The following is a 19,501-nucleotide window of genomic DNA, read 5'->3' on the forward strand; positions in this document are numbered from 1 at the left end:
TTGTGTCGCCATGTCTGTAGCCCCCGTAAGCCCGGATCCTGCCGAGCTCCGCCGCCGGATGTCCGAACTCCTCCCTCGCGACGAGCGCCGCCTGCGCCGCCGTCTCGACGGCACCCGCAGGATCCGCGACGACGTCGCGCGCTCCGCGGCCCTGACCGAGATAGCCGGCGAGGTCGAACGGGCGCAGGCGCGCCGCGCGGCCCGCATCGCGTCGATGCCGGTCGTCACCTACCCCGCGGAGCTGCCGGTCAGCGCCCGCAAGGACGACATCCTCGCCGCGATCCGCGACAACCAGGTCGTGATCGTGGCGGGCGAGACCGGCTCCGGCAAGACCACCCAGATCCCCAAGATCTGCCTCGAGCTGGGCCGCGGCCTGAACGGCCAGATCGGGCACACCCAGCCCCGCCGGATCGCCGCGCGCACGGTCGCCGAGCGCATCGCCGAGGAGCTCGGCACCGAGCTCGGCGCCACGGTCGGCTACAAGGTCCGCTTCACCGATCAGGTCTCCGACGAGACCATGATCAAGGTGATGACCGACGGCATCCTGCTCGCCGAGATCCAGCACGACCGGATGCTGCGCCGCTACGACACGCTGATCATCGACGAGGCGCACGAGCGCAGCCTCAACATCGACTTCATCCTCGGCTACCTGCGGCAACTCCTGTCCCAGCGCCCCGACCTCAAGCTGATCATCACCTCGGCGACCATCGAGACCCAGCGCTTCGCCGAGCACTTCAGCGACGCGGCCGGCAAGCCCGCGCCCGTGATCGAGGTGTCGGGCCGGACCTACCCGGTCGAGGTTCGATACAGGCCGCTTGTCGATGTGGTCGCCATCGAGGACGGGGAGCCGCGCGAAGAGCCGATCGACCTGGTCGACGGCATCTCCGCGGCCGTCAACGAGCTCGGCGGGGAGAGCAGCGGCGACATCCTGGTGTTCCTCAGCGGCGAACGCGAGATCCGGGACACCGCCGACGCCCTCAACAAGCTCGACCTGCGCAACACCGAGGTCGTCCCGCTCTACGGCCGGTTGTCCGCCGCCGAGCAGCACAAGGTCTTCGAACGGCACACCGGCCGCCGCGTCGTGCTCGCCACCAACGTCGCCGAGACGTCGCTGACCGTGCCCGGCATCCGCTACGTGATCGACCCCGGCACCGCGCGGATCTCGCGTTACAGCAGCCGGCTCAAGGTGCAGCGGCTCCCCATCGAAGCCGTGTCGCAGGCCAGCGCCAACCAGCGCAAAGGCCGCTGCGGGCGTACCTCTGACGGCATTTGCATCCGGCTCTACTCGGAGGAGGACTTCGAGGGGCGGCCCGAGTTCACCGAGCCGGAGATCCTGCGTACCAATCTGGCCTCCGTCATCCTGCAGATGACCAACCTGGGCCTGGGCGACCTGCAGAAGTTCCCCTTCATCGACCCGCCCGACAAGCGCAACGTCACCGACGGCGTCAAGCTCCTCGAGGAGCTCGGCGCGCTGGAGCAGCGCAACCTCACCCCGATGGGGCGCAAGCTCGCGGCGCTGCCCGTCGACCCGCGGCTGGCCCGCATGGTCGTCGAGGGCGGCGTGCAGGAATGCGTCGCCGAGGTCATGGTCATCGCCGCGGCGCTGTCGATCCAGGACCCGCGCGAGCGCCCCACCGAGCGCCAGCAGCAGGCCGACGAGAAGCACGCCCGGTTCGTCGACAAGGAATCGGACTTCTTCAGCTACCTCAACCTGTGGCGCTATCTGCGCGAGAAACAGCGGGAGCTGTCCGGCAACCAGTTCCGCCGGATGTGTCGCAGCGAATATCTCAACTACCTGCGCGTACGCGAATGGCAGGACCTGTATGCCCAGCTCCGCCAGACCGCCCGGTCCCTCGATCTGACCTTCTCGGAGGACGACGAGAGCGTGCCCGCGGCGCAGCGGCTGCACACCGCCCTGCTGTCCGGCCTGCTCAGCCATATCGGGCTCAAGGACACCGACAAGCGTGAGTACCTCGGCGCCCGCGGGGCCAAGTTCGCGATCTTCCCCGGCTCGGCGCTGTTCAAGAAGCAGCCACGCTGGGTGATGTCCGCCGAGCTCGTCGAGACCTCCCGGCTCTGGGGCCGCGTCAACGCCCGCATCGAGCCGGAATGGGCCGAGCAACTCGCCCCGCACCTGGTGAAGCGCAGCTACAGCGAACCGCACTGGGAGAAGAAGCAGGGCGCCGTCATGGCGTACGAGAAGGTCACGCTCTACGGTCTGCCGATCGTGCCGCGCCGCAAGGTCGGCTACGCCAAGGTCGACCCGGTCGTCTCGCGCGAGCTGTTCATCCGGCACGCCCTGGTCGAGGGCGACTGGGAGACCCACCACACGTTCTTCGCCGAGAACACCACGCTGCTCGCCCGCATCGAGGAGATCGAGAACAGGGCCCGCCGCCGTGACATCCTCGTCGACGACGAGACCGTCTACGACCTGTACGACGCGCGCATCCCCGCCGACGTGGTCTCCGCCCGGCACTTCGACTCGTGGTGGAAGAAGGCCCGCCACGACGACCCCCAGCTGCTCACGTTCACCCGCGAGCTGCTGGTCAACACCGGGCGAGACGGGGTCGACCCGGGTGCGTATCCGGACGCCTGGCTGGTGCCGACCAACGATTCAAAAACCGACAAGAGGGCAAACGGCGTACGTCTCCCGCTGAGCTACCAGTTCGAGCCCGGCGCCCGGGCCGACGGCGTGACCGTGCAGGTGCCGTTGCCGCTGCTGAACAAGCTCGACGCCGCCGACTTCGGCTGGAACGTCCCCGGCCTGCGCAAGGAGATCGTCGTCGCGCTGATCCGGGCCCTGCCCAAGCATCTGCGCACCAGTTTCGTGCCGGTCCCCGACTGGGCCGACACGGTGCTGTCCCGCATCCCGGCCCGCCGCGGCGATCTCAGCGACGCGGTCGGCGCCGAGCTGCGCAAACTCACCGGCACGATCGTGCCGCGTGACGCCTGGCGCCCCGACGCCGTGCCGGACCACCTGCGGATCAACTTCCGGGTCGTCAACGAGCAGGGCGCGCCGGTGGGGGAGGGCCGCGACCTCGACGTGCTGCGCGCGAGCCTGGCACCCAAGGTGCAACAGACCATCTCCGCTGCCGCCGGCGACATCGAACGGCGCGGCATCACGACCAATGATTTCGGTACGCTCGCCAGGTCGATCAAACAGGTCCGCGGCGGGTACGAGGTCACGGTCTACCCCGCGCTGGCCGACGAGAAGGACAGCGTCGCGATCCGGGTCTTCGAGAGCGAGGCCGAACAGCGCGAGGCGATGCGCGACGGCACCCGCCGGCTGCTCCTGCTCACGCTGCCCCCGGCGGCCCGCTACCTGCAGGGGCGCCTCGACAACCGGGCGAAACTGGAGTTGTCGCGCGGCAACCCGTACCGCTCGATCGCCGACCTGCTCGACGACTGCGCCGGGGCCGCCGTGGACCGCCTCGTGCAGGACGCCGGCGGGCCGGTCTGGTCGACCCCGGAGTTCGCCAAGCTGCGCGACGAGGTGCGCGCCGACCTGGTCGACGCGACCGCCGCCGTCGTGACCCAGGTGCAGGCGGTGCTGGCCACGGCGTACGACGTCGGCCAGCGGCTCGGCACCACCCGCGACCCGTCGATGGTCCCGGCGCTCGCCGACATCCGGGCCCAGCTCAAGGCGCTCGTCTACCCCGGTTTCGTCACCGACACGGGCTGGAGGCAGCTGCACCAGCTCCCGCGCTACCTCAAGGGCATCGTGCACCGCCTCGACCGGCTCGGTGGCAACCTCGCCCGCGACCGGCAACTGATGGGTCAGCTGCAGGAGATCGAGCGCGAGTACCGCGAGCTGCGCGCCGACCTGCCGGTGGGCGGGCCGGCCGACGAGGGGCTGCGCGAGATCCGCTGGATGCTCGAGGAGCTGCGGATCAACTTCTTCGCGCAGGCGCTCGGTACGGCGTACCCCGTATCGGACAAACGCATCTACAAGGCGATGGACCAACTGCCGACCTGACACGTTCTGTCCCGTTCCGCCCGTAGCCGTACGGTCCGCATGCGACCGTGGAACGGAAATGGCGGACGGGCAAACGACAGTGCGGGCGGGCGGGCCTCCAGGCCCCGCCCGCCGGTGGTGGTTGTGGTACCTCTGCGTCGCCGGCGCGGCAGCCGTCGTCCTGCCTTTCCTGCCCTGGACGAGCGTCCGGACGGCGCTCCGCCTGCTCGGCGCCCTCGCGGTGATCGCAGCCCTCGTCGCGGGGCTGCGGGTGTACCGGCCCCGCCACCCGCTCGGCTGGTACCTGCTGCTGAGCGGGATCATCTACGCCCTGTTCTGCGACCTGGTCTGGCCCCTGCCGCAGTCGGTGGGCGGCATGAGCGACTATGCGGCGACCGGCCTGTTCCACCTCGTCACCTACCCGATCCTCGCCTGCGCGCTGATGGTCCTTCCCGGCCAGGGCCGGCGCGCCCTGCGTTTCGCCGGCTACACCGAGACGGGGATCATCACCAGCGGCGCGGCGGTGGTCTGGTGGACGCTGCTGGTCGACCCGTACGTGCTCGACCCCGGCCGGATCCCCAGCCAGCCCCACCTCGTCGCGCTCCCGATGCTCGACATGGTGATCTTCGCCCTCGGCCTGCGGCTGCTGCTGGTCGGCGGCACGAAGTCGGCCGCCTACGTCCTGCTCTGCGCCGCGACCGCCGGGCTGCTGGTCGCCGACAGCGCGCTCTTTCTCTCCACGATCAACGGCGGCGACCTGCCCGTGCTCAGCATGGCCTCCTGGATGGCGGCCAACGCGCTGCTCGGCTCGGCCGCCCTGCACCCGTCGATGGCGGTGACCCAGCCCGCTCCGAGCGAGGACGACGCGCTCGACGACCTCGGCACCGCCCGGATCTACATCGTCACGGTCGTCGCCACCCCGATCATGACCGGGATCTTCCTGCTGCACGAGAGCGCCGTCGACCGGGTCACCGCCGGTGACGTCATCGTCCCGGTCGGCGCCACCGCCCTGACCGCCGCGCTGGTCGTGACCCGGATGCGGCAACTCAACCTGGTCGGTCGCCGTCGCGCGGTCGCCCTGGAACAGTCGCTCGGCAAGCAGCAGGAGCTCCAGGACGAGCTGCGCCACCACGCCCAGCACGACAGCCTCACCGGCCTGCCCAACCGGGAACTGCTCTACGAACGGGTCACCGCGGCGCTGGCCGCCGAACGTCCCGGGGCGCTGATCGTCCTCGACCTCGACGAGTTCAAGGAGGTCAACGACCGGTTCGGCCACGCCGTCGGCGACGAGCTGCTGGTCGCGGCCACGGGACGGCTGCAAAAGCTCCTCCCCGCCGGCGACCTGCTCGCCCGCCTCGACAGCGACGAGTTCGCGATCCTGGCCCACGACGGGGACGCCGCCGACTGCATCCGGATCGGCGAGCGCGTCCTCTCGGCGATGCGCAGCCCCTTCGCCGTGCAGGGCCACGAGCTGTTCGCGACGGTGAGTATCGGGCTGAGGGCGCTCGACGGGGACCTGCTCACGGGGGATGTGCTGCGGGACGCGTACCTGGCGCTGCACGCCGCCAAGGCGGCGGGCCGGGACCAGATGACGCTGTTCGACCGGGCGCTGAGCGAGAAGAAGCTGGCGGTCTCGCGTACGGTCGAACGCCTGCGCGGGGCCATCGACCGCGACGAGCTGATCGTCTACTTCCAGCCGCTCGTGCGCCTCGCCGACGAGCGCATGACCGGGGTCGAGGCGCTGATCCGCTGGCAGCCCGCCGGCGAGACGATGATCGCGCCCGACCAGTTCATCCCGGCCGCCGAGGACAGCGGCCTGATCGTGCCGATCGGTGAATGGGTGCTGCGGCGCTCCTGCGAGGTCGTCGCCGAATGGCACCGCCGCCGGCACGCCGTCGTCGTGTCGGTCAACGTGTCGCCGCGCCAGCTGCGGGAGACGGACTTCGCAGCGCAGGTGTTCAGCGCGCTGCGCGATTCGGGCCTGCCCGCCTCCGCGCTCATCCTGGAGATCACCGAGGGCGTCCTCGTCGCCTCCGGCATGGTGACCGACCAGGCCATCCGTCACCTCGAGACGCTGCGCGGGCACGGCGTGAAGGTCGCGGTCGACGATTTCGGTACGGGCTACTCGTCGCTCGCGTACCTGCGTGACCTCCCGATCGACCACGTCAAGATCGACAAATCCTTCATGCCCGGCCCGGCGACCGAACCGGGATCCGGCGGACCCGATCCCACCGCCCGGACCATGGTCAAGGCGATCATCGACCTGGCCGCCGGTCTCAAGCTCGGCACCATCGCCGAGGGCGTCGAGACCCGGGAGCAGGTCGAGCTCCTGCGCGAGCTCGGCTGCGACCGCGCCCAGGGCTACTACTACGCCCGCCCGCTGCCCGCGGACGCCGCGGCCAAGCTGCTCACGAACGCCGAGTGGGGCACGAGGGTCTGAATCCGTGCCCTCGCCGAACGGGGCACGAGGGCCGAATCCGGTGCCCCCGGGTGCGCTGCGGGCATGGGTCGGGTGCCGTTCGGTTACCCCGCTGTCAACCGGCGCCCGCAGGCCCTAGCGTCCTTCCCATGACGAACGAATTCCTCGCCTTCGCCCCGATTTCCACCGCTCCCGCCGCCGACCCGGCCCGCGCGCTCCTGGACGAGATGATGGCGCGGGTGGGCGTCGACGGTCTGTCCGCCGCGCTCGGCGACTCCGGTCTGCTCGCGCAGGTCGACCAGCACGCCGCCGCCGTCCGCGACGCCCTCGGACAGGCCGGCCGCGCGGTCGACGCCGACGGTCTCGCCGCGTACACCAGGTCGATCGTCGCCGCCGCCAAGCGCATGGGCCGCCCGATCCCGGAGCCCGGCCAGGCGTACGTGTCCGGCCCGGCCTGGCTCGCCGCCGAGTGGCACCTCATGCGTCTCGTCGCGGTCTGCCTGATCGCCGAGTCGGCCGGCCTGCTCTGAGCTCGGCCGGCCAGCAGCTTCCGGCCGGCCCGTGCCGGCCCGCCCCAGGTGATTAGCCCGCTCGGGCGATCCGCACCGGCCGCTTTTCTGCCGGGCCTGGGCCTTCCCGCTTCGTAACCAGGCTGAAACACCTATATTTTGCATTTCGCAATCTACCGGGTGAAAAGTACGTTTCTCGGATGCGATTCACCGCCACGACCGCTCTGATCAGCGCCCTCGCTCTTGCTTCGGTTTCGGCACCCGCTTCTGCATCCCCTGCTTCTGGCTCCACTCCCGCCGGCTCTACTTCCGCCGGCTCTACTTCCGCTGGCTTTGCTGCCGCTCCGGCCGCTGCTGCTGCCCCGGTCACCGTCGCCCGGTACACGTTCGACACCGGCACCACCTCCGCCACCAAGGTGAGCGACCTCTCCCAGCGCGGCTCCGCCCTCACGATCCGCTCCAAGGACAAGGGCCGGATCAACTTCAACGGCACGAGGCCCCACACGTACGCCGCCTTCGCCGCCCCCTGCGCCGCCAAGGCCCCCACCTGCCCCCGGGCCCTGCTCGAAGGCACCGACGACGCCGACCTCGACCCGGGCACCCGCCAGTTCCGCTGGGGCGCCTCGGTCCGCCTGACAAAAGCCCAGGTGGCAGGCTCGTCCAACGTCATGCAGAAGGGTGTCGTCGACACCCAGAGCCTCTGGAAGATGCAGATCGGCGCCACCCACGGCAAAGCCCAGTGCGTCGCCATCGGCACCGGCTCCACCACCCCCGTGATCTACCTCGTCCGCTCCGCCGTCACGGTCGCCGACGGCACCTGGCACTCGGTCCTGTGCCAGCGCTCAGGAGCCCGCCTCAGCGTCTACGTCGACGGCAAAATCAGCGGCACCCTCGCCATCCCCGCCACGCTCTCCATCAGCAACAACCTCCCCCTCCGCATCGCCGGCCCCAACTTCAACACCACCAGCGACATGTACCACGGCCTCCTCGACGACGTGTACGCCCGCCTCGGCTGACCCCACCGGTAAGAACCCCGGCCCGCCGTCCCCCGTCATCCACCGGCGGCGCCGGGCACGCGGAGGGCCGGGACCTCGGCAAAGGTCCCGGCCCTCCGTCCCCGCTTTCCGCTTCTGCTCCCGTTTTCCGCGCGCGAACGGGTTTTCGCAAGGACACCGACGGCGGTCGGCCGTCGGCTATGCCGTTGCCACCTGGAGTGCGGGACCCGGATGTCGATGTCGACTGGCCCGATTTTCGGTCAGGGCTGCAGGGCGGAGAGGGTCAGCAGATAAGTGCTGGTCAGAGCCTCGGCCAAAATGTATATGTAGTGTCGCGAGATGCGATTGCCCCGTGCTTGACGGCTGACATCACAAAAAGTTGCGGCAACTCGACCTTTCGCGCAACATCACACCAACCCACGTCTCGCGCCCCCCTGCCGAACGGTCCCGTGCCGAACGGTCCCGTGTCGACGGTCAAACTTTCTGGCTTGGACCGATCAAGGGCTTGCGCCGATCAAGGGCTTGCGCCGATCAAGGCTGGGACCGCTCACCCGAGCCTTTTGCACAAGACGGCAAGTTCGCCACCTAGCCTCCTAGGATGCCGAAGAGGTTGTGACCGCGTGGGCCGCATTTCCGCGGGGACCCCCGAGCTCGAAATTGCGCCACATCCGCCCAGTGGACATAGCTCGCCAGAGGTTGACAACGACGTCGGCCGGCGCTGCGGCGGGAAACCGGGCCGACCCAGGTGATTCGGAGATTTTGCCGAACTCGGGATCGTATTCGGTTGGAGGACGCCCCCGGATGCAGCGGCCACCTTGACTTTGGGTGCATCTGAGGTCGCGCCCGACGTCGTGGCGATGCGGGGCCCAGCGGGGGGATGGAACCGCGCCCCGGCAGGAGAGCCGGGGCGCGGTGGGGGCTGTCAGCTGCGGCGGAAGGCGTACGTGCGGCCTGTGCCTTGGGTTCCTCGGGTGGCGTGGGCTCGGTCGGAGCGGTCGCGGGCGGCCTGGCGGGGGTCCGCGAGGCCGTGGTGGGTCGAGGGGAGGTCCTTGGCCTGGGGGTGGCCGGGCAGGGGCGGGGGTTCCGCCGGGGCCAGGTCACGGGCGGCGAGGTCGTCCGGGTCGACGGAGATCGTGAAGTCTGAGTCGGTGGATTGCGGCTTGGTGGGATCGGGGTCTGGCATGGTGCGGCCTCCTCGTGAGGGAGTGCGGCGGGTGCCGTGGAAGATGTGAGAACTGTGGAGCCCCGGGTGGCCGGACGCGGCTGACCCACGGCGGACGGTGCCGCCGGAACTACCCGAGTGCCAGAAGAGAGTGGCAGCGGAAGTTTCTCAGGAGATCATGTCCTCACCGTAGACCGGTGTGGGCAGGGGCGCGACCGGATTGCCGGCGATGATGGCGAGGCGGAGTTTGGTGTCGTCCTCGGTGCCGGGGGTGGCGGTGAGGATGACGATTTTGAGTTCGGCGTCGCCGTCGGTCATGACGTCGCAGTCGACGGCGATCGGGCCGACGGTGGGGTGGTCGACGATTTTGTGGTCTTCGCGGTGGGGGCCTACGGCGCCGGTGGCCCAGAGGGTGGCGAAGGTCTTGTTGGTGGTGGTGAGGGTGTGGATGAGGGTGGCCAGGCGTCGGTCGTCGGGGAAGCGGCCGGTGGCGCGGCGCAGGTCGGAGACGATGGCGGCTTCGATGGTGTCGCTGGCGCACGAGGTGACGGGCCATTGGGACAGGGCGGGGGTGGCTCCTTGCGCGGGGAAGGTGTCGCGGGCGAAGTTGCGCAGGGCCGGGGGTTTGACCGCGGGGTCGCCGAACAGGGCTGACCAGCCGCGGTTCCAGGTGATGAGCTGCCAGTCGGCGGCGAAGACGGCTACGGCGGCGTTGTCGCCGAGGCGGGTGATCACGCGGTGGACGCCGGGTGGGATGTGGTCGGAGATGCGGCCGTCGGCCGGCGGGATGATGCGGGCCAGGCGGTACAGGTGGTCGCGTTCGGTGGTGGTGAGCTGCAGGGCGCGGGCCAGGGCGGCGACGACCTGTTCCGACGGGGTGGTGGCGCGGCCCTGTTCGAGGCGGACGACGTAGTCGACCGAGATGCCGGTGAGGTCGGCGAGTTCTTCGCGGCGCAGGCCCTGGGCGCGGCGGGCGTGGCCGGTCGGCAGGCCCGCTGCCGCCGGGGTGAGGCGGTCGCGCCAGGCGCGCAGCGTCGTGCCAAGTTCGGTCATGGGTTTATTGTCGCGCGCGGCCGGGGGTCCAGGGTGGTACCCGTTTTCCTACCGTTGAGCCGTCTCTGGTGCGGGTCACGGGGTGCTCCCACGATGGGTGCATGACGATCACTTTTATCACCGGGGCCAACAAGGGTCTCGGCTTTGAGACAGCCCGCCGGCTCATCGAGCAGGGTCACACCGTGGTGCTCGGGGCGCGGGACGAGAAGGCCGGTGCGGCTGCCGCGGAGAAGCTGGGGGCGCGGTTCGTACGGATCGATGTCACCGATGACGGGTCTGTTGCCGCGGCCGCCGCTGACGTGGAGCGTAACGAGGGCGCTGTGGACGTACTGATCAACAATGCGGGGGTGCAGGGGCCCGCAGGTGATCCGACCGGCCTGACCGGTGCGGACGTCCTGGGTGTGCTGGATGTGAACGTGGCCGGGGTGGTGCGGGTGAGCTCGGCGTTCCTGGCGTTGCTGCGCCGGTCGGCGGATCCGGTCATCGTCAACGTCAGCAGCGGGATGGGGTCGCTCGACGCCACTCATGATCCGTCGCGGCCGGAGTCGAAGTATCTGGCTCCGACCTACACGGCGTCGAAGGCGGCGTTGACGATGTTGACGACGCAGTATGCGAAGGCGTGGCCGGACATCAGGATCAACGCGGCGGATCCTGGTTACACGGCGACGGACTTCACCAACTATCTGGGAACGCAGACGGTCACCGAGGGCACGGATGCCATCGTCGGTCTCGCCACCGAGGGGCCGGGGCACGGGTCGGGCCGGTTCGTCGCCCGCGACGAGGAGATCACGTGGCCTTGAGCAGGCCCGTGTCGAGGACGGCTGTGGCGGCGGGGAAGTCGTGGAGCTGGTCGCGGAGCAGGGTCAGGCCGGACCGCAGGGCGATCGGGGGTACGCCGCGGGCGTCGAGGACGGCCCGGGTCCACTCGATGAAGTCGGTGAAGACCAGGTCGTCGCCGACGTAGAGGGCGGCGGCGAGGAAGTCGGTGATCTGGCTGAGGTCCTCGGCGGTGGCGTCGTGCTTGCGCTGGTCGTAGTCGGCTGCCGGCGGGTAGGCGGCGCGCAGTTTCTCCATGGCGGTCCTGACGAGCACGCCGCGGCTGCGGGAGACGTGGGTGTATTCCTCGTCGCCGAGGAACGCGGTCTCGTAGGGGTCGGTGGGCGCCGGGGGCCAGTGGTGGGCGAGGCGGGTGACGGCGTCGTCGGCGCCCGCGGCCCAGGCGTCGGCGCCGAGGCGGTGGGCCCAGCGCCCGTCGGGGCCGAAGCCGCGCCCGCCGGTGATGACCGGGACGCCGACGGAACGGCACGCGGTGATCGCCGCGTGGGCGCGGGGGAGCCGGGCGGTGATCATGCAGCTGAGGGCGACCGCGTCGGGGCCGGTCTGGTGCAGGTGGGTGACGAGGTGCGGGCCGGGGACGTTGGCGCCGAGGAAGTCGACGCGCCAGCCGTCGAGGCGCAGTGTCTCGGCGAGGATGCGGACGGGCAGTGCGTGCCATTCGCCGTCGACGCAGGCGACTGTGATGCGGCCGCGGGTGGGGCGGATCGGGGTGCGGGCGGCGACGGCGGCGAGGACCCGCTCGCTGATGGCCGTGGCGGCGTGCTCGCGGGCGATCGACCACTCGTTCGCTGCCCAGAGCTCGCCGATGCGGCCCTGGGTGGGCGCGATCAGGTCGAGCATGACGCGTTGCGGGGCGACACCGGCGTCGAGCAGGTCGGTGACGGCTTCGACGGCTCCCCACTCGTCGCCGTCGCCGACCAGGCGCAGGAAGTGTTCGCTGAAGCCGGGGTCGTCGAGCGATCGGGGCCCGGTGCTGGTGAAGACGGTCATCAGCGGGCCCGTCCTCGCCGCTCACCCCGCCGTGCGTCGATGGCGAACGGGGAGGTGGCGGCGACGCCGGTGTCCATCAGGCTGAGGCGGGTCCGGGCGGGTGCGCGGACGGCGAGCATGGCGATGTCGTCGCGGACGCCGCCGTGGACCCAGTCGGAGACGAGTTGGCGGAGGCGTTCGACGGCGGCGTCGCCGGGCATGCCGCGGCAGCCGGCGAGGGCGTCGCGCAGCCGGGTCTCGCCCCACTGGTCCTGGCCGGTGGGGCCGCCGCGGGCCTCGGTGAGCCCGTCGCTGTAGAGCAGGCAGGTCTCGCCGGGGGCGAGCTCGACGGTGGCGGGCTGGACGGTGATCTCGGGGACGACACCGATCAGGGTGCCGCGGATGGGTGCGGCCTCGACGGTGCCGTCGGTGCGCAGGATCAGCGGGACGGGGTGGCCGCCGGTGGCGAGGGTGACCCGGAGCCTGCCGTGCTCGGCGCGGCTGATCGCGGCGATGACCATGGTGGCGAAGCGGTGCTGACGCCCGGAGCTGAGCAGGGCGCGGTTGAGCACCGAGAGCATGACCTCGGGGTCGTCCTCGACGAGGCGCAGCGCGCGCAGGGTCTGGCGGATCTTGCCGGTGAGTACGGCGGCCTCGGGGCCTTTGCCGCAGACGTCGCCGAGCACGACGATGGTGTCGCTGCTGGTGGGGGTGGCTTCGTAGACGTCGTAGAAGTCACCGCCGATGCTGAGGGCGTCACGGGCTGCCTGGTAGGAGCCGTACAGCTCGATGCCGTCGGGCTGGGGCAGCTCCGGGGGGAGCAGGTCGGCCTGCAGGATCGCGGCGGTGTCGACCTGGTCGCGGTAGAGCGCGGCGGCTGCGATGGCCGCTCCGGCGCGGGCGGCGAAGATCCGGGCGAGCAGTTCGTCCTCGTCAGAGAAAGCAGCGCCGCGGCGCGCGAGGATCAGTGCACCGGCGGGCTCGGCGTTGCCGGGCAGGGGGGTGACCAGGAGCGCGCCGACCGGGGCGGCGTCGCCGGGCAGCAGCCAGGCCGGCACCTGGGAGGCGTCGAGCCAGCGGCTGGGGATGGGCGGGAAGCCGCCGAGGGCCTCCTCGAGCCCGGGGACCTCGCTGAGGACGCTTTCGCGCAGCGTGCCCTCCTCGGCGGAGCCGCCGGAGACCAGCCGGATCCATTCGCTGTGCCGGCGGCGGACGGGCAGGACCACCACGGCGGCGTCGGCGAGGTGCGCCACGGCGAGCTCCACCGCCGTGCGCAGGACGCGCCGCTGGTTGAGCGACGCCGTCAGCCGCCGCCCGGCCTCGTCGAGGAACGCCGTCCGGGCGCGTTCGGCGCGGAACTTCTCGGCCTGGAGCTCCTCGTCGGTGCAGTCGCGGAGATACCACGCGTAGTGGTCGTCGTCGAGCCGGCGGCGTTCACCTTTCAACCGGCGGCCGCCGTGCTCGATCGTGGATGCTTCGAGAGCCTGGAGCGTGCCGGGGTCGAGCCCGGGGACCAGCGCTGTCGCGGCGGCGTTGACGAGCACGATCGTGTCGTCGTCGGCGGCGCACAGGATGATCGCCTCGCGGGACGCGTCGAGGGCAGCGCGTAGCAGGTCAGGGGCGGGGGGACCGAGGGTGCGGGTCCCGCTCTGGCGGGGTAGCTGACTCATGCCGGTCCTCCTCTCATCCACCCCACCTTACGCGAGGGGTGGCCCGGGGGCGCGGCTCAGAACCCCGAACCGGGGCTGATGTCGATCACGACGGGCGCGTGGTCGGAGGGGCCTTTGCCCTTGCGGGCCTCCCGGTCGACGTACGCGTCGGTGACCGCGGCAGCGACGTCGGCGGTGGCGTACACGAGGTCGATCCGCATGCCTTTGTTCTGGTGGAACATCCCGGCGCGGTAGTCCCAGTAGGTGAAGGGGTGGTCGCCCTTGAGGGGGCGCGGCACGACGTCGGTGAGGCCCAGGTCGCGCAGGGCGGCGAGGGCGTCGCGTTCGGGCGGGGTCACGTGGGTGGAGCCGGCGAAGACCCCGATGTCCCACACGTCGTCGTCGGCGGGGGCGACGTTGAAGTCGCCGGTCAGCACGGCCGGGCCTTTCTGCGCGGCCAGGGCGGTGCGCAGGGCCGCGAACCACGACAGTTTGTACGCGTAGTGCGGGTCGTCCGGCGTCCGCCCGTTCGGCACGTACACGCAGGTGAAGCGGATCCCGCCGCACAGGGCGCTGATGGCCCGAGCCTCGGGATCGGGGTAGCCGGGTTCGCCGTCGAAGCCGTGCCGCACGTCGTCGAGCCCGACCTTGGAGAGCAGGGCGACACCGTTCCAGCGGCCCTGACCGTACGCGGCGACCTCGTACCCGAGTGCCTTGACCTCGGCGTCGGGGAAGCCGTCCGCGGCGACCTTCGTCTCCTGCAGGCAGAGCACGTCGGGGGCGGTCTGCTCCAGCCACTCCAGCAGTCGCGGGAGCCGGGCGTTGACCGAGTTCACGTTCCAGGTGGCGAAGCGCATGGGTCCAGCCTGCCGCATCGCCACGGACCTACACGATCGGGCGTCCACCCTGGGGACGGCGCTCGGCTCGCACCCGCACGGGGGTGGCGTCGTCACGGATGGCGGCGAGCAGTGCCGCTGCCAGCCCCGATGCCAGGACGAGCAGCACAGCCACGAGCCAGATCGTCGATCCCGCGGATCCGATCAATGTCGCCATGTCGTGGCCTCCCTGGTCGCTCGGACGCGTCACCGCGAACCGTGTTCTCATGTGATCGGCAGCACCGGCCCGGATCCGAGGACTTGTCCTGCATCACCGTGACCGTGGGAATAATGCATGACTGCCCGGCGGTGCGGAAGGGGTCCACGGGACGTTTGTCACGATCAGGTAAAGGTGATGCCCGTTGAGCTGGGCCGATGGCTAAGAATTACCAGCCGTGAGCGGAGCGGGACCGGGCACGTGCCGGTCCGCGGCCCAGTGCAGGGCGAAGTCACCCGGGGTGACCCCGGGCCCCCAGAGCCAGCCCTGACCCTGTGTAACGCCGACGGCCGCCAGAGCGTCACGCTGAATGCGTGTTTCCACTCCCTCGGCGACGATGCTGAGCCCGAGCGCGCGGCTCATCGCGACGACCGCGCGGACGATCTCCTCGTCCTCGCCGCCGTCGCCGAGCCCGGAGACGAACGAGCGGTCGACCTTCACCCCGGTGACCGGGAAGCGGCGCAGATAGCCCAGCGCGGAGAAGCCCGTGCCGAAGTCGTCGACGAGCAGGCGCAGACCCAGCTCGCGCAGCTCGAACAGCACCTTCGCGGCGACCCCGCCGCCGTCGACCATGACCGACTCGGTCATCTCCAGCGCGACCGCGGAGGACGGTACGCCGTAGCGCAGCAGTTCGGCGGAGACGATCAGCGGCAGGTTCGGCTCGGCGAGCTGCTTCGGCGACACGTTGATCGACATGTAGAAGTCGCCGTCGACGGTGCCGTCGGCGCGCCATTCGGCGAGCTGGTGCAGCGCCTCGTTGCGGACCCAGGTGCCGAGCGTGCCGATCATCCCGGACTCCTCGGCGACCGGGATGAACGTCATCGGCGGGATCGCACCGCGCTGCGGGTGGTTCCAGCGCACCAGGGCCTCGGCGCCGTGCGGGCGGCCCGTCTCCAGCCGCACGATGGGCTGGTAGACCACGTGCAGCTGACCCTCGTTGAGGGCGACGCGCAGCGCGCTCTCCAGCTCGATGCGCTCCCGGACCCGGTCGTGCATGGACGTGTCGAAGATGGTGGCGCGGCCCGGGCCCTCGGACTTCGACCGGTACATCGCGGTGTCGGCGTCGCGCAGCAGCGCCTCGGTGGTCATCGCGGGGTCCCCGCCGCCCGGGGCGTGGGCCAGCCCGATGGAGGCGCTGATGACGACCTCGGTGTCGCGCACCGGCAGCGGGGAGGAGAAACAGCCCTGCATCCCGTCGACCAGCCGCAGGGCGCCCTGTTCCTCGCCCACGTAGGCGACCACGAACTCGTCGCCGCCGACCCGGGCCAGTGCCGTGCCCGCCGGCAGCGCCACCCGCAGCCGCGCGGCCACCTCGATGACCAGTTGGTCACCCGCGTCGTGGCCCCACGAGTCGTTGACCCACTTGAAGCCGTCGAGGTCGAGGAACGTCACCCAGACCCGTGCCGGGCCCTGCGCGGGGGTCGTCGTGACGAGAGCCTCGACGGCGGCGGCGATGCTGCGCCGGTTGGGCAGCCCGGTCAGCGGGTCGTGCATGGCCTGGAACTCGGAGTGCAGCTGCGCCTCGACCTGCGCCTGCACCGCGGAGATCGCCCGCAGCAGCAGCAGCGCGACGATCGCGGCGCCGCCCGCCCCGATCACCACCCGCGCGGTGAAGCTGCCGCCGCTGGTCACCAGCAGCACGAACGGGGCGGCGACCGCGGGCACCAGCAGCAGCATCCGCCGCCACGACCACGCCTGCACCGGGTGCCGGTCGGCGTGCCCGAGCTCCACCACCGACGGGTGCAGCGCGGCGACCCCGAGCAGGGTGAACGTCAGCAGGAACGGGGTGTCGAACACCGGCGAGACGTACGTGAAGCCGTACGTCCCGATGATGCTGTAGGCGACGTCCCCGGCGATGAGCAGCGCGATGCAGGACACCAGCAGCGACAGGCTCACCGGCCACGTCCGCGCGGTGAACGTCAGGTTGATGCCCAGCGCGAGCAGCACCACGTCGAACGCGGGGTAGAGCCCGGCGAGCACCGACTCGATCGCGGGGCGTCCCTCGATCGCGGCGGCGGGGAAGGCGAGCAGCAGTGCGCTCGCGATGGCCCCGGCGACACCCACGATCAGCCCGTCGAGGACGGCGTGGCGCTTGATGCTGCCCCGTGCGCGCAGCAGGATCGCGAAGAACACGCCGAGCAGGACGTACCCCGGGACGATCATCGCGTCGGCCAGCAGCGGCTCGGCGGTGACCGTGGGACGCAGGACCACCCCGGCCACGAAACACAGCCCGGTCAGCGCCATGAACGGCCACGCGGCGCGCGGCTCGGCCTGGAACCTGCGCGGCCCGGCGAAACACGCCACGGCGGCGCCGAGACCGATGATCAGGAAGCAGGCGGCGTTGACGGCGGGGGACAGGTCGAGGACGTAGACGACCGTCGCCGCCAGCCCGGCCGCACCGAACACCTGCCACGCCCGCTGCCCGCGGGCGGGCGGAGCAGTGGATCGCACCCCGCATCGCCCCCTGGCACCCGTGTCAGCTGATCAGCGCTCCCGCCGAAGGCACCGTACCGTCCGCCGGGTCGTCCCCGGCAGGGGTTCCGTGGACAAACACGGTCGGGCAGGCGCAGCGGCGCAGCAACTCCGAGGCCACGGCGCCCAGCAGCGAACTGCCGTCGGTGCCCCGCGGTCCCACCACCATCATGCGAGCCCGGCGCGACACGCGGAGCAGAGTTGGCGCAGGTTCGCCGATCAGCAGCTGCGGGCGTACCCCTGCGATGTCCGGGATCTGGTCCACCATGCGCCGCAGCAGGCGTGAGCCGGCCGCCTCGCCGGCCTCACCGACCACATGGGCCACGTCCAGGGGGATCTGCCGGCGCTGCGCCTCGCCCGCGGCGAGCCGCAACGCGAGCATCGAACTGGGGGAGCCGTCCACAGCGGCCAGCAGCGGACCGGACGGCGGCCGCACACCGCGGGCGACCACCACCGGGCAGCGGGCCCGCGACACGACCTGCACGAGCACGGAATCCGCGGGTATTCGCATCCCGCCGGCCAGCGCGTCGTCGCCCAGGACGAGCAGTGCCGCCCGGTGACTCTGGACCAGCAGTTCGCGCACGGCCAGGCCGTCCGCCACCTTGCCCTTCACGGGTACGCCCGGAGCGGAACGCCGCGCCGACGCCACCGCTTCGTTCACTATCTGATCGGCTTCGTGTCGCGCGGTGCCGTAATCGGGAGGATCATCGGTGTAACGCGTGCCCGGCCAGGAAAATGCGTGCAGGACCAGCAACGTGAGCCCGCGCGCGGCTGCCTCCCGGGCAGCGAGACGTACAGCGGCCAGGCCGGCGGAGGATCCGCTGACCGCCACGACGACGGGAGCCTTATCAGGAATCTGCATCGGTTCACCACCTCTGCACCACGAGGATGCTTCACCGACCATTATCTATGGTGTGACGGTCCGCACGTATTCGTGATCAATCCCTCAGCGATCGACCGGCTGATGACCCGTTCAGCTTGAGGGTTTACGGTGAACGGCAGGTTATTGGCGACATCTGCCGGTGAAGTGAGGGAAATACATGACGGATGTCAAGCTCGACCACCCTGGTGGCCAACTTTCTCTGCCGGTGCGCCCGGCGGTCGAGGGCCCCGGTGGCATCGAGATCAGCACCCTCCTCAAGGAGACCGGTTACGTCACCCTCGACCAGGGCTTCGTGAACACGGCCTCCTGCGCGTCGGCGATCACCTACATCGATGGTGATGCCGGCATTCTTCGTTACAGGGGCTTCCCGATCGAGCAGCTCGCGGGCAAGGCTTCCTTCCTGGAAGTCTCCTACCTGCTGATCCACGACGCCCTGCCGACCCCGGCGCAACTCGCCGAGTTCGCCGACAAGATCCGCGTGCACACGCTGCTGCAGGAGGAGATGCGCGCCTTCTTCTCCGGCTTCCCGCGCGACGCGCACCCGATGGCGGTCCTTTCGTCCGCCGTCACCGCGCTGTCGACGTTCTACCAGGACGCGCTGGACCCGACCGATCCCGAGCAGGTGGAGATCTCCGGGATCCGGCTCATGGCGAAGCTTCCGACCATCGCGGCGTACGCGTACAAGAAGTCCATCGGGCACCCCCTGCCGTACCCGGACAACTCGCTCGACTACGTCGACAACTTCCTGCGGATGACGTTCGGCCTGCCGACCGTCGACTACGAGGTCGACCCGAAGATCGCGAAGATCCTCGACATGCTCTTCGTGCTGCACGCCGACCACGAGCAGAACTGCTCCACGTCGACGGTGCGGCTGGTCGGCTCCGCGCAGGCCAACCTGTTCGCGTCGGTCTCGGCGGGCATCAACGCCCTGTCCGGACCGCTGCACGGCGGCGCCAACTCGGCGGTGCTCGAGATGCTCGAGCAGATCCGCGCCGACGGCGGCGACGTCCAGTCCTTCGTGCGCCGTGTCAAGGCGAAGGAGAAGGGCGTCAAGCTGATGGGCTTCGGCCACCGGGTCTACAAGAACTACGACCCGCGTGCCGCCATCGTGAAGAAGGCCGCCCAGGAGGTCCTGGCCACGATGGAGAAGCCGGACCCGCTGCTGGAGATCGCCTTCCAGCTCGAGGAGATCGCCCTCGCGGACGACTACTTCGTGTCCCGCAAGCTCTACCCCAACGTGGACTTCTACACGGGCCTGATCTACAAGGCACTGGGCTTCCCGACCAAGATGTTCACGGTGCTGTTCGCGCTGGGCCGCCTGCCCGGCTGGATCGCCCAGTGGAGCGAGCAGGCCGCCGACGCCAGCACCAAGATCGGCCGCCCGCGCCAGCTCTACACCGGCGAGGCGGAACGCCAGTTCGTCCCGATCACCGAACGCTGACACTCATCTGGGCCGTCCCTCGCGGGCGGCCTTTTTGAGCGCTTGTAAATGCCTGATCGGTTATA

Annotated in this window: 14 protein-coding genes; 6 read left to right on the plus strand and 8 right to left on the minus strand. The window is 70.5% G+C overall.

Annotation, left to right across the window (positions count from 1 at the left end; all coding sequences use genetic code 11):
- Positions 1-10 precede the first annotated feature (10 nt).
- The 4 genes from hrpA to Aco04nite_RS11940 all read left to right on the plus strand — a co-directional run bounded on the left by hrpA (position 11) and on the right by Aco04nite_RS11940 (position 7,899).
- Positions 11-3,976, plus strand: a complete 3,966-nt coding sequence (gene hrpA / locus Aco04nite_RS11925) for an ATP-dependent RNA helicase HrpA (protein WP_212997305.1) — start codon at positions 11-13, stop codon at positions 3,974-3,976.
- A gap of 58 nt (positions 3,977-4,034) precedes the next feature.
- Positions 4,035-6,395, plus strand: coding sequence for a putative bifunctional diguanylate cyclase/phosphodiesterase (locus tag Aco04nite_RS11930; protein ID WP_212997306.1), 2,361 nt, complete (start codon positions 4,035-4,037; stop codon positions 6,393-6,395).
- A gap of 128 nt (positions 6,396-6,523) precedes the next feature.
- On the plus strand, positions 6,524-6,904 hold the full coding sequence (locus Aco04nite_RS11935; protein ID WP_212997307.1) for a DUF6401 family natural product biosynthesis protein: 381 nt from the start codon (positions 6,524-6,526) through the stop codon (positions 6,902-6,904).
- 179 nt (positions 6,905-7,083) lie between these two features.
- The gene (locus Aco04nite_RS11940; RefSeq protein WP_212997308.1) at positions 7,084-7,899 is read left to right on the plus strand and encodes a LamG-like jellyroll fold domain-containing protein; all 816 of its coding nucleotides are present in this window, start codon (positions 7,084-7,086) and stop codon (positions 7,897-7,899) included.
- Between the two features lie 901 nt (positions 7,900-8,800).
- On the opposite strand, the gene Aco04nite_RS11945 is transcribed toward Aco04nite_RS11940, so the two are convergent.
- Positions 8,801-9,061, minus strand: coding sequence for a hypothetical protein (locus Aco04nite_RS11945; protein ID WP_212997309.1), 261 nt, complete (start codon positions 9,059-9,061; stop codon positions 8,801-8,803).
- 147 nt (positions 9,062-9,208) lie between these two features.
- Complete coding sequence (locus Aco04nite_RS11950; protein WP_212997310.1) at positions 9,209-10,093, minus strand: helix-turn-helix transcriptional regulator; 885 nt, start codon at positions 10,091-10,093, stop codon at positions 9,209-9,211.
- Positions 10,094-10,194: 101 nt separating this feature from the next.
- Here Aco04nite_RS11950 and Aco04nite_RS11955 point away from each other — a divergent pair, with 101 nt between their 5' ends.
- On the plus strand, positions 10,195-10,893 hold the full coding sequence (locus tag Aco04nite_RS11955) for an SDR family NAD(P)-dependent oxidoreductase (RefSeq protein WP_212997311.1): 699 nt from the start codon (positions 10,195-10,197) through the stop codon (positions 10,891-10,893).
- On the opposite strand, the gene Aco04nite_RS11960 is transcribed toward Aco04nite_RS11955, so the two are convergent.
- From Aco04nite_RS11960 to Aco04nite_RS11985, 6 genes are all read right to left on the minus strand, one after another.
- On the minus strand, positions 10,880-11,920 hold the full coding sequence (locus tag Aco04nite_RS11960) for a cobalamin B12-binding domain-containing protein (protein ID WP_212997312.1): 1,041 nt from the start codon (positions 11,918-11,920) through the stop codon (positions 10,880-10,882). The genes Aco04nite_RS11955 and Aco04nite_RS11960 overlap by 14 nt on opposite strands.
- Entirely contained in the window at positions 11,920-13,569 is a 1,650-nt protein-coding gene (locus Aco04nite_RS11965; protein WP_212997313.1) for a PP2C family protein-serine/threonine phosphatase, read from the minus strand. Before Aco04nite_RS11965 ends, Aco04nite_RS11960 begins: the two co-directional genes overlap by 1 nt.
- 56 nt (positions 13,570-13,625) lie before the next feature.
- Positions 13,626-14,405 carry an exodeoxyribonuclease III gene (locus Aco04nite_RS11970; protein ID WP_212997314.1) on the minus strand — a complete coding sequence of 260 codons (780 nt, stop codon included), beginning with the start codon at positions 14,403-14,405 and terminating at the stop codon, positions 13,626-13,628.
- 28 nt (positions 14,406-14,433) lie between these two features.
- Complete coding sequence (locus tag Aco04nite_RS11975; protein WP_212997315.1) at positions 14,434-14,601, minus strand: hypothetical protein; 168 nt, start codon at positions 14,599-14,601, stop codon at positions 14,434-14,436.
- 201 nt (positions 14,602-14,802) lie between these two features.
- Positions 14,803-17,091 (minus strand): putative bifunctional diguanylate cyclase/phosphodiesterase, encoded by a 2,289-nt coding sequence (locus Aco04nite_RS11980; RefSeq protein WP_212997316.1) that lies wholly within the window; start codon positions 17,089-17,091, stop codon positions 14,803-14,805.
- Positions 17,092-17,116: 25 nt separating this feature from the next.
- Complete coding sequence (locus Aco04nite_RS11985; protein ID WP_212997317.1) at positions 17,117-17,974, minus strand: universal stress protein; 858 nt, start codon at positions 17,972-17,974, stop codon at positions 17,117-17,119.
- A 178-nt stretch (positions 17,975-18,152) separates the two neighbouring features.
- Here Aco04nite_RS11985 and Aco04nite_RS11990 point away from each other — a divergent pair, with 178 nt between their 5' ends.
- Positions 18,153-19,436: a citrate synthase gene (locus tag Aco04nite_RS11990; RefSeq protein ID WP_212997318.1), complete on the plus strand. Its 1,284-nt coding sequence runs from the start codon at positions 18,153-18,155 to the stop codon at positions 19,434-19,436.
- The last annotated feature ends 65 nt before the right edge of the window (positions 19,437-19,501 follow it).

The organism is Winogradskya consettensis (assembly GCF_018332715.1).
Classification (GTDB): domain Bacteria; phylum Actinomycetota; class Actinomycetes; order Mycobacteriales; family Micromonosporaceae; genus Actinoplanes; species Actinoplanes consettensis.

Coding starts and splice junctions, on each gene's coding strand:
- Aco04nite_RS11975 (WP_212997315.1), bottom strand. CDS start 14,601: ATGGCGACATTGATCGGATCCGCGGGATCGACGATCTGGCTCGTGGCT.
- Aco04nite_RS11970 (WP_212997314.1), bottom strand. CDS start 14,405: ATGCGCTTCGCCACCTGGAACGTGAACTCGGTCAACGCCCGGCTCCCG.
- Aco04nite_RS11930 (WP_212997306.1), top strand. CDS start 4,035: ATGGCGGACGGGCAAACGACAGTGCGGGCGGGCGGGCCTCCAGGCCCC.
- Aco04nite_RS11935 (WP_212997307.1), top strand. CDS start 6,524: ATGACGAACGAATTCCTCGCCTTCGCCCCGATTTCCACCGCTCCCGCC.
- Aco04nite_RS11945 (WP_212997309.1), bottom strand. CDS start 9,061: ATGCCAGACCCCGATCCCACCAAGCCGCAATCCACCGACTCAGACTTC.
- Aco04nite_RS11990 (WP_212997318.1), top strand. CDS start 18,153: ATGACGGATGTCAAGCTCGACCACCCTGGTGGCCAACTTTCTCTGCCG.
- Aco04nite_RS11950 (WP_212997310.1), bottom strand. CDS start 10,093: ATGACCGAACTTGGCACGACGCTGCGCGCCTGGCGCGACCGCCTCACC.
- Aco04nite_RS11965 (WP_212997313.1), bottom strand. CDS start 13,569: ATGAGTCAGCTACCCCGCCAGAGCGGGACCCGCACCCTCGGTCCCCCC.
- hrpA (WP_212997305.1), top strand. CDS start 11: ATGTCTGTAGCCCCCGTAAGCCCGGATCCTGCCGAGCTCCGCCGCCGG.
- Aco04nite_RS11960 (WP_212997312.1), bottom strand. CDS start 11,920: ATGACCGTCTTCACCAGCACCGGGCCCCGATCGCTCGACGACCCCGGC.
- Aco04nite_RS11940 (WP_212997308.1), top strand. CDS start 7,084: ATGCGATTCACCGCCACGACCGCTCTGATCAGCGCCCTCGCTCTTGCT.
- Aco04nite_RS11955 (WP_212997311.1), top strand. CDS start 10,195: ATGACGATCACTTTTATCACCGGGGCCAACAAGGGTCTCGGCTTTGAG.
- Aco04nite_RS11985 (WP_212997317.1), bottom strand. CDS start 17,974: ATGCAGATTCCTGATAAGGCTCCCGTCGTCGTGGCGGTCAGCGGATCC.